This window comes from Streptomyces sp. NPDC056373 (genome assembly GCF_042262425.1).
Lineage (GTDB): Bacteria > Actinomycetota > Actinomycetes > Streptomycetales > Streptomycetaceae > Streptomyces.
The window spans coordinates 267503-276418 of sequence record NZ_JBHJPX010000010.1 but is presented as its reverse complement, the minus strand read 5'-3'; the positions used below and the strand labels follow the sequence as shown (position 1 = coordinate 276418).

Annotated in this window: 9 protein-coding genes; 3 read left to right on the top strand and 6 right to left on the bottom strand. The window is 72.3% G+C overall.

Features of this window, described 5'->3' with window-relative positions:
• Window positions 1-134: 134 nt before the first annotated feature.
• Window positions 135-1349, bottom strand: coding sequence for an acyl-CoA dehydrogenase (locus ACFCXS_RS23055; protein WP_376645207.1), 1215 nt, complete (start codon window positions 1347-1349; stop codon window positions 135-137).
• 5 nt (window positions 1350-1354) lie between these two features.
• Window positions 1355-2389, bottom strand: coding sequence for a phosphotransferase family protein (locus tag ACFCXS_RS23050; protein WP_376645206.1), 1035 nt, complete (start codon window positions 2387-2389; stop codon window positions 1355-1357).
• Between the two features lie 199 nt (window positions 2390-2588).
• Between ACFCXS_RS23050 and ACFCXS_RS23045 the strand changes: the two genes are divergently transcribed.
• On the top strand, window positions 2589-3533 hold the full coding sequence (locus ACFCXS_RS23045; protein WP_376645205.1) for an NADP-dependent oxidoreductase: 945 nt from the start codon (window positions 2589-2591) through the stop codon (window positions 3531-3533).
• A 116-nt stretch (window positions 3534-3649) separates the two neighbouring features.
• Here the strand turns inward: ACFCXS_RS23045 and ACFCXS_RS23040 are convergent, their stop codons facing one another.
• The 4 genes from ACFCXS_RS23040 to ACFCXS_RS23025 form a co-directional block, all read right to left on the bottom strand.
• Window positions 3650-3985, bottom strand: a complete 336-nt coding sequence (locus ACFCXS_RS23040) for a DUF202 domain-containing protein (RefSeq protein WP_376645204.1) — start codon at window positions 3983-3985, stop codon at window positions 3650-3652.
• Complete coding sequence (locus ACFCXS_RS23035) at window positions 3982-4374, bottom strand: YidH family protein (protein ID WP_053673955.1); 393 nt, start codon at window positions 4372-4374, stop codon at window positions 3982-3984. The genes ACFCXS_RS23040 and ACFCXS_RS23035 overlap by 4 nt, the downstream gene beginning before the upstream one ends.
• 37 nt (window positions 4375-4411) lie before the next feature.
• Window positions 4412-4927 (bottom strand): NUDIX hydrolase, encoded by a 516-nt coding sequence (locus ACFCXS_RS23030; protein WP_376645203.1) that lies wholly within the window; start codon window positions 4925-4927, stop codon window positions 4412-4414.
• Between the two features lie 155 nt (window positions 4928-5082).
• Entirely contained in the window at window positions 5083-5988 is a 906-nt protein-coding gene (locus tag ACFCXS_RS23025; RefSeq protein ID WP_376645202.1) for a DMT family transporter, read from the bottom strand.
• A gap of 364 nt (window positions 5989-6352) precedes the next feature.
• Between ACFCXS_RS23025 and ACFCXS_RS23020 the strand changes: the two genes are divergently transcribed.
• Window positions 6353-7303 carry a hypothetical protein gene (locus tag ACFCXS_RS23020; RefSeq protein WP_376645201.1) on the top strand — a complete coding sequence of 317 codons (951 nt, stop codon included), beginning with the start codon at window positions 6353-6355 and terminating at the stop codon, window positions 7301-7303.
• 33 nt (window positions 7304-7336) lie between these two features.
• Window positions 7337-8872: an APC family permease gene (locus ACFCXS_RS23015; protein ID WP_376645200.1), complete on the top strand. Its 1536-nt coding sequence runs from the start codon at window positions 7337-7339 to the stop codon at window positions 8870-8872.
• The last annotated feature ends 44 nt before the right edge of the window (window positions 8873-8916 follow it).

Genomic DNA, 8916 nt, shown 5'->3' with positions numbered 1-8916 from the left:
CCCTCACACACCCCCCCCCCTAGCGCCCCCCGCTAATTTTGTTAATACCCCACCCCCCCACCCCCGGCGGGGGGGGGGGGGGGGGGGTGGGGGGGGGGGGGGGGGGGGGGGCCGGCCCCCCCCCCACGCGGCCGTCACATGTACCGCTTCAGCTCCCGCCGCGCGAGCGACCGCTGATGCACCTCGTCCGGACCGTCCGCGATCATCAGCGTCCGCGCCCCCGCGTACAGCTCCGCCAACGGGAAGTCCTGACTCACGCCGCCGGCGCCGTGCAGCTGGATCGCCCGGTCGAGGATGTCCACCACCGCCCGGGGCGTGGCGATCTTGATCGACTGGATCTCGGTGTGCGCACCGCGGTTGCCCACCGTGTCCATCAGCCACGCGGTCTTCAGCACGAGCAGGCGCAGCTGCTCCACCGTCACGCGGGCGTCCGCGATCCAGTTGTGCACCACGCCCTGCTGCGCCAGCGACTTGCCGAACGCGTCCCGGGACACCGCCCGCCGGCACATCAGCTCGATCGCCCGCTCCGCCATGCCGATCAGCCGCATGCAGTGGTGGATCCGCCCGGGACCGAGCCGTGCCTGCGCGATGGCGAAGCCGCCGCCCTCCTCGCCGACCAGGTTCGACACCGGCACGCGCGCGTTTTCGAAGATCACCTCGGCGTGACCGCCGTGGTAGTGGTCCTCGTACCCGAACACCTGCATGGCCCGCTTGATGGTGACGCCCGGGGTGTCACGCGGGACCAGCACCATCGACTGCTGGCGGCGGATGTCCTCCCCGTCCGGGTCGGTCTTGCCCATCACGATGAAGATCTTGCAGTCGGGGTGCATCGCCCCGGAGATGTACCACTTGCGGCCGGTGATGACGTACTCGTCGCCGTCCCGCTGGATGTGCGTGGTGATGTTGGTGGCGTCGGAGGAGGCCACGTCCGGCTCGGTCATCGCGAACGCCGAGCGGATCTCGCCGGCCAGCAGCGGCTCCAGCCACTGCTTCTGCTGCTGCTCGTCGCCGAACTGGGTGAGCACCTCCATGTTCCCGGTGTCCGGCGCCGCACAGTTCGTCACCGTCGGCGCCAGCTGCGGGGAGCGGCCCATGATCTCGGCGAGCGGCGCGTACTGGAGGTTGGTCAGCCCGGCCCCGTACTCGGAGTCCGGCAGGAAGAGGTTCCACAGGCCCTGCCTGCGGGCCTCGGCCTTGAGCTCCTCGACCACGGGCACGGTCTCCCAGGGCGAGTCGAGCCGCTCGCGCTGCTCGTGCGCGACGGACTCGGCCGGGTAGACGTACTCGTCCATGAAGGCGAGGAGCTTGCCGCGCAGTTCTTCGGTGCGCGCGTCGTAAGCGAAGTCCATGTGGATCAGCCCTCCTGGAGGCCTTCGTGGAGCGTGGTCAGTCCGTGCCGGACGAAGACGGGGACGAGGTCGCCGATGCGGTCGAAGCCCTGTCCGACCGTCTGGCCCAGCGTGTAGCGGTAGTGGATGCCCTCGAGGATCACGGCGAGCTTGAACCAGGCGAACGCCGTGTACCAGGAGACCGCGGAGACGTCGCGCCCCGAGCGCGCGGCGTACCGCTCGATCAGTTCCGACGGCGCCGGGTGCCCGGGAGCCTCGGCGGTCGTGGAGACGGGGGAGTCGGTCATGCCCAGCGGCATGCTGTACATGACCAGCAGACCGAGGTCGGTGAGCGGGTCGCCCAGCGTCGACATCTCCCAGTCGAGGATGGCCTTGATCCGGTCGTCCTCGCCGATCAGCACGTTGTCGAGCCGGTAGTCGCCGTGCACGACGGCCGGGGCGGGGGAGTGGGGCAGCTCGCGCCCGAGGGCGGCGTGCAGCTCGTCGATGCCGTCCAGGTCCCGGTTGCGCGAGGCGTCCAGCTGCTTGCCCCAGCGCCGCAGCTGCCGGTCCAGGAAGCCCTCGGGGCGGCCGAAGTCCGCCAGCCCCACCTCGCCCGGGTCGACCGCGTGCAGCTCCACCAGCGTGTCGACGAGGTTCAGCACCGCGCCCCGGGTCCGCTCCGCACCGAGCGGGAGAAGCTGGTCGGCGGTGCGGTAGGGGGTGCCCTCGACGAACTCCATGACGTAGAAGGGCGATCCGAGCACCTCCTCGTCCTCGCACAGCAGCACCGGCCGCGGAACCGGCACGGCGGTCGGGTGCAGGGCGCTGATCACCCGGTGCTCGCGCTTCATGTCGTGCGCGGTGGCCAGGACGTGGCCGAGCGGGGGCCGTCTGACGACCCACCGGGAGGTGCCGTCGGAGACCGCGTAGGTGAGGTTCGACCGTCCGCCCTCGATCAGCCGGCCGGACAGCGGGCCGTTCACCAGGCCGGGCCGCTCGCGGTCGAGCAGGTCGCGCAACCGTTCGAGATCCAGTCCGGGCGGATGGTCGGGACTCATGCGTCGCTCCTACGGGCAGGTGAACAGTTCCCGACTCATGATGCCGACCGGTCGGTATGTCGTCCAGAGCGGGACCGAAACGTGATCGGAGCCACGATAGGCCGACGACCCGCCTCGCGAGGCGGCCGGGGAGGTTTCGGCCGGTTCGTTCAGGCCATCCGGCTTGCGCGCCGCCCGGCGAGCCCGGAAGGTCAAAGCCATGAAGGCCATCAGCTACTCACGGTACGGCGGTCCCGAGGCGCTGGCGTTCGGCGAGGTGCGCGACCCGAAGGTCGGCCCCGACGCGGTGCTGGTCAAGGTGCGGGCGGCGGCCGTCAACCCCGTCGACTGGAAGGCCCGCGAGGGCTACCTCGACGGCATCCTCGCCCCCGTCTTCCCGGTGGTGCCCGGCTGGGACGTCTCGGGCGTCGTGGTGCGCCCGGGCGTCGCCGTCTCGGAGTTCGACGTCGGGGACGAGGTCATCGGATACGTGCGCGAGGACTTCCTCTCCCGCGGCACCTTCGCCGAGTACGTGGCCGCGCCCGTGCGCACCCTGGCCCGCAAGCCGCGCAACCTCTCCTTCGAGGAGGCGGCCGGGCTGCCGCTGGCCGGGCTCACCGCCTACCAGGTGCTGGTCAAGGTGCTTCAGGTGAAGCGGGGCGAGACCGTGCTCGTGCACGCCGCGGCCGGCGGCGTCGGCTCGATCGCCGTCCAGCTCGGTGTCCACCTCGGCGCCCGGGTGATCGGTACGGCGAGCGAGTCCAACCACGACTTCGTGCGGAGCCTGGGCGGGGAGCCGGTGGTGTACGGCGAGGGCCTGGGCGAGCGGGTGCGCGGACTGGCCCCGGAGGGTGTGGACGCGGTGTTCGACACGGTCGGCGCAGACGCGCTGAAGGTGTCGGCGAACCTGCTGGCACCCGAGGGCCGCCTGGCGTCGATCGCCGACAACGACGTCGTGACCTACGGCGGCCGCTACTACTTCGTCCGCCCCGACGCCCAGGACCTCCAGCGCCTGGCCGACCTGGCGGAGCAGGGCGTGGTCGGCGTGCACGTCGACGAGACGTTCCCCCTGGAGCGGGCCGCCGACGCGCACCGGCTGAACCAGGAGGGCCGCACCCGCGGCAAGATCGTCGTGACGGTGGACTGGGAGAGCGCAGAGGAATGAGGGGCTGAACCTCAAAAGGCCGCACGGGAGGAGGGCCTGCACCTCGGGAGGCCTGCACCCGGAAGGCTTGAACCTGGGGAGGCCTGCGCCTCGGAGGGCCCGCACCTCGGAAGGCCTCACAGCACGAGGGCCGCGCCGCACACCGCCATCGCCACCGTGCAGAACACCGCGGCGACCGCGTGCCGGGGCGCGAACGCCGCGGGGCTCGGGGCGACCGCGAGAGCGCGGATACGCCGGTGCGCGACGCTCAGGAAGCCCAGCCAGAGCACGCAGCACACGGCGCAGGCGACGACCCCGGCGGCGGAGGCACCGCCGTGCAGCACGGTCTTCACCGCGAGCACGGCGACGACCGTGCCCGACAGCGTCGTACGCCGCCACGCGAGCCGGGTCCGCTCGGGCTGCAGTCCGGGGTCGCGGTCGGGATCCCGCTGCCCGGCGGTCGGCACACTCACCCCTCCCACCCCACCAGCACCACGACGACCATGGCCACGGCCACCACCGCGACGACCAGGCTCAGCAGCGCCGGGAACCTGGAGACCGGCAGGTCCTCGCCGCGCCGCATGGCCCGCTCGCAGCGCACCCAGTGGTTGACGGCCCGCAGGGAGCACAGCACGCCCGCGGCCAGCAGCGCGAGCGCGAGCCCGACCCGCCATCCCCAGCGCAGGTCCGGCAGGAACTGGTCCACGGCGAAACCGCCGCCGATCAGTGCGAGGGCGGTGCGCACCCAGGCGAGGAAGGTGCGTTCGTTGGCCAGCGAGAAACGGTAGTCGGGCGTCTCGCCGTCCTCCCTGACCTCCGCGGGCGCGAACCACAACCGGACGTTCCGTACGAACTCGATCACGTGAGCGACCCTACCCGGGAGCCTCGCCGGGCCCTCTTCAGCCGGACGTCCGGAACGCCTTGAGCCGCTCGTACGCCGCGAGCCCGTCCGGCACCCACTCCCAGTCGGCCAGGTGCCGCTCGACCTCGGCCTCGGGCAGGAAGTCGTGCCAGGCCACCTCCTCGACCTGAGGGCGCACCGGAAGCGCGCAGCGGACCTCGTAGACCGCCGACCACCAGGTCCGGCCGGAGCCGTTGTCGTACAGGAACGTGAAGAGGTGATGCGGCTGCGGCAGGCCGGTCACTCCGAGTTCCTCCTCGGCCTCCCGCAGGGCCGCCGCGTCGTAGGACTCGCCCGCGCCGACGACCCCGCCGACGAACATGTCGTGCAGGGAAGGGAAGACCAGCTTGGTCGCGGTGCGCCGGTGCACGAAGATCCGGCCCTCGGCGTCCCGGGCAATGACGAAGACGCAACGGTGGCGCAGCCCCAGGGCGTAGGCCTCGCCGCGCGGGGACTGCCCGACGACCCGGTCGTTCTCGTCGACGATGTCGAGGATCTCGTCAGCAGCGCTCATGCCCTCATCCAAGCAGGGCGGGGAACGCCGAGGGGGAGGGGCCGCCCGAAGGGTGAAGTCAGGTCGGGGAGGTCGGGGAGGTCGGGGAAGTCGGGGAGGGAGCCCTCACGGCGCGAGGGCCGGTACGAGTTGCCCGGGTCCGGTGGCCGGGCCCCTCAGGGTGAGGCCGGGCTCACCGCGGGCGTGTTCACACGGGCCCGTTCCGGTGCCCCGTGCGGCATCGCCGGATGCATGCCCAGCAGCACGATCCCGGCGACGACGGCCAGCAGGCCGCCGGCCTCCCAGCTCAGGGCCACCGCGTCGGTGCGCAGCCGGTCGCCCAGGAAGCCGACGCCGCAGACGATCCCGGCGAGCGGCTGCGCCGCGGTCAGGGCGGGCAGCGACTTGCGCAGGGACGCGGTCTCGAACGCGCTCTGCACGAGGACCAGCCCCGTGACCCCGAGCGCGAGCACCGCGTACGGCTCCCAGCCGGTGAGCAACCCGGCGAAGCCGCCGTCGGAGACCTTCTGCCCGCTGACCCTGGTCAGTGCGTCCTGCACGCCGTACAGCAGCCCGGCGGCCAGGGCCAGCAGCACCGGGCCCGAGCTCAGCCGGGACCGCTTGCCGCGCGTCGTGAGCAGCAGGGCGAGCCCGATCATGATCCCGATGATCAGCCACTGCCGCACCGGATCGGCCGTGGCCGCGCCACCTTCCGGCCTGCCCGCCACGATGAACGCGGTCACCCCGCCGGCCAGCAGGAAGAGACCCGCCCAGCCCTGGCGTCCCAGCGGCTGCCGGCTCTGCTTGCGGGAGAGCGCCAGTGCGAAGAGGAGGTTCGTCGCCAGCAGGGGTTCCACCAGTGACAGCTCGCCCTGCCCCAGCGCGGCGGCGCCGAGGCCCATGCCGACCACCATCAGCGCGATGCCGCCGAGCCAGCGGGGCACCTTCACGAGGTCGAGCAGCAGGCGGAAGGAGAGGAAATCGCTCAGCGGGGCCCGTTGGGCCGCGTTCTGCTGGAGGACGAAGCCGAAGCCGAGACAGCAGGCGGCACCCAGGGCGAGCGCCAGGACTAGAACCGACACGCGGTGTACCTCGATCGTCAGGTCGGGTCACGGTTGCGTAGGGGCCGACTGTACCGGTCGGCTCCACCCGGCGCGCCCGTACGTCATGCCATCGTCGGGGGCGGCGACAGCCGCCGCTATGACGTACGTCACAAAGGACGTAACGGAAAAAATGGACGTCGACCACGCTTGCCTCTCTGGTCTCCCGGGTCACAAAAGGCTCACGAGTAACGGCAGTTGACGCGTGTAACGCCCTGGCAGCCCTTGACGCCGACCATTGGCTGGGGGTTGGCTGTGCGTGATCAGCCCATGGCGATGCGCACATACGCGCTCCTCCTGCCGCCGTGAGCCGAAACACCAGAAGAGCGCGTGAGGAAGTCCCGCGGTGTCCCCACCCCCGCCTCCCTTCGGCCGTGGCCGCAGACGTGCGGCGCAGGCCTTCGACGAGGCCCTCGACGACGCCGATCTCGTGACCGCGCGCGCCGCACTGGCGCAGGGCCGCTGGCAGAACGCCCGCTCCCTGCTGGTGCACACCGGGGACGACTGGGACCGGCGCGGCCACCGCGTCACCGTCCTCGCCCGGGAGTCCTCCTGCGCCGCGTGGGCGAAGGAGTGGCTGCTCGCCGAACCCGAGTCCGCCGACGCCTCCGTCCTGCTCGCCCTCGCCCAGGTCCGCCGCGCCCTGCGGGGCAGGGCCAAGGCCGACCGTGCCCGTGAGGCCTGCCGGACCGCCGCGGCCCGGATCCCCGCCGACCCCACGCCCTGGCTGGGCCTGCTGATGCTGGAGTGCGCGGTCGGGAGCGACGAGGACGCCGTCCGCAGCTTCGAGGCGGTCCGCGGCCGGTACACCGACCACCACCACGCCCACCATCTGATGGTCGCCCGGCTCGCCTCCCGCCGGACCGAGGCCGGCCCGGACCCGCTGCACGAGGTCTACGACTTCGCCGGCTGGGCCGCCGAACAGGCGCCCGCCGACTCCCCGCTCGCGATCCTGCCGGTGATCGCGCACGCCGAGCGATACCGGGTGCTGGCCGCCGCCGGACACGGACCCGCCGACCCGGCCGCCTCCGGCCACTGGACGGGCCGCCGCGCCCGGCAGGTCATGAAGGCCGCCTTCGACTGGTGGCTGGAATGGGAGCTGGAGGGGCACCCGCGGCGGCTGATCGACCTGAACTTCCTCGCCCACGCCAAGTTCTGCGAGGGGCGGGGGGCCGAGGCGGCCGCCCTCTTCCACCGGATCGGCCGGCACGCCACACCGGCTCCCTGGTCGTACCCGGACCGTGACCCGCACACCGCTTTCGCCGCCGCCCGCGCCGCCGCGCTCGGCACGGCCTGACCCCCCGACCCGAAGAGTGAGGACGCTCCCCCGATGACCACGGACAGTCCGGACACGACCACCTCCGCCCCCGGCGGCATCAGCACGTTCAAGGGGCAGGAGCGCGCCCTGCGGGCCGACCGGCTCGGCACCGGGGGACTCCTGCTATCCGTCCTCGCGGCGACCGCCCCGCTCATGGTGGTCGCGGGTGTCATGCCCACCACATTCGCGGTGATGGGCATCGTCGGCCAGCCGCTGCTCTTCGTCGTCCTCGGCGTCGTCCTCATCCTGTTCAGCGTCGGATACGCCGAGATGAGCCGCCACGTCCACAACGCGGGCGCCTTCTACGCCTACATCCGCCGTGGCCTGGGCGCCACCGCGGGTGCGAGTGCCGCCCTGGTGGCCCTCGTCGCCTACAACGCTCTCCAGGTCGGCATCTACGGCATCTTCGGCTTCGAGGTCTCCGGCCTCCTCGCCACCTACGCCGACCTGCGGATCGCCTGGTGGATACCGGCGCTCGTGGCCGCACTCGCCGTCGGGCTCCTGGGCTGGCTCAAGATCGACGTCAACGCCCGCGTGCTCGGTGTGCTGCTGGTCATCGAGGTCCTGCTGGTCGTCGTCTTCGACGTGGCCGCCCTGGCCGACCCCGGGACGGAGGGCCTGTCGCTGCACGCCTTCAACCCCGACACCCTCACCGGCGCCGGTGTCGGCACCGCGCTGTGCTTCTGCATCGCCGCGTTCCTCGGCTTCGAGCAGGCCCCCGTCTACGCCGAGGAGACCAGCCGCCCGCACGTCCTGGTGCCCCGCGTGATGTTCCTCGCCGTCGGCGGGGTCGCCGTCTTCTTCGCCCTCAGCAGCTGGGCCCTCACCGTCGCCACCGGCCCCGCCGCCATCGTCGGCACGGCCCAGAAGCAGAGCGCCGGGCTGCTGTTCTTCCTCACCGAGTCCCGCCTCGGCGGCACCTTCACCGACGTCCTGCACGTCCTGTTCGTCACCGGCATGTTCGCCGCGATGCTCAGCTTCCACAACGTCGTCGCCCGCTACGCCTTCGCCATGGGCCGCGAAGGCCTGCTGCCCGCCGCCTTCGGCCGCACCAGTGGCAGCAGCGGCGCCCCCGGCACCGGCTCGCTGCTCCAGACCGTCGTGGCCGTGGTGGTCGTGGCCGCCTTCGCGATCGCCGACGACAAGCCGGTCGGCGATCCGACCGCGCCCGTCCTGCAGCTGTTCACCTGGTTCGGCAACGTCGGCGCCCTCGGCGTGATCGTGCTGATGGCGGCGGCGTCCCTGTCCGTGGTCGTCTTCTTCGTCCGCCGCGGCGCCGCCGGCGCCCAGGCCTGGCGGCTGGTCACGTCCACGCTGGCGGGCATCGCCCTGCTGGTGATCGCCGGCTACACGGTGAAGGACTTCGAGGTGCTGGTCGGCGCCGGCCCCGGCTCCTCGCTGAGCTGGGTGCTGCCGGGCATCATCGGCCTGGCCGCGCTGGTCGGCGCGGCCCTCGGCCTGGTGCTGCGCGCCCGGGCCCCCGAGAAGCACGCCCGGATCGGCCTCGGCAACGAGGCGTTCCAGCTGGACAAGGCCGCCTCCTCCTGAGGCGGCACCCGTAAGAAGTGGTTACGGAAGTCTGACGAGCACCC

Bases quoted from the DNA above. Each gene is read 5' to 3' on its own strand.
- ACFCXS_RS23050 (WP_376645206.1), bottom strand. From the start codon at position 2,389: ATGAGTCCCGACCATCCGCCCGGACTGGATCTCGAACGGTTGCGCGAC.
- ACFCXS_RS23030 (WP_376645203.1), bottom strand. From the start codon at position 4,927: ATGAGCGCTGCTGACGAGATCCTCGACATCGTCGACGAGAACGACCGG.
- ACFCXS_RS23045 (WP_376645205.1), top strand. From the start codon at position 2,589: ATGAAGGCCATCAGCTACTCACGGTACGGCGGTCCCGAGGCGCTGGCG.
- ACFCXS_RS23055 (WP_376645207.1), bottom strand. From the start codon at position 1,349: ATGGACTTCGCTTACGACGCGCGCACCGAAGAACTGCGCGGCAAGCTC.
- ACFCXS_RS23015 (WP_376645200.1), top strand. From the start codon at position 7,337: ATGACCACGGACAGTCCGGACACGACCACCTCCGCCCCCGGCGGCATC.